Here is a 272-nt window from a genome sequence, read left to right on the forward strand (position 1 = left end):
GCTTGAGTTCCTCGCCATTGATGTACCGGATGTCGTTGCGCACAAAATTCTGCTGCAACGCCGCATTCGTTCCCATTGCCTTGGCTGTCCCAAGCATTGAGGCGCCGGCATCCGGGCCAGGTGACAGGCGTTCGAACGCGTCTCGCACCGGCACCCGGGCCGGTTTCAAGCCAACCAGTACTTTCTTGAATTTCCCGTCGCCATTGTGGTCCCTCTCCATACGCGTCCACATCCGCTGGAAGAAACGCTTCGGCTCGAGCGCCTTCATGGCT

At 59.2% G+C, this 272-nt stretch carries 1 protein-coding gene; it reads right to left on the reverse strand.

All coding sequences use genetic code 11. The features are described from left to right. On the reverse strand, positions 1-272 hold a 272-nt coding region (locus SB724_RS20120; protein WP_410572608.1), incomplete at both ends, for an effector protein Tle3 domain-containing protein.

The organism is Bacillus sp. SIMBA_031 (assembly GCF_046535225.1).
GTDB classification, from domain to species: Bacteria; Bacillota; Bacilli; order Bacillales; family Bacillaceae; genus Bacillus; species Bacillus velezensis.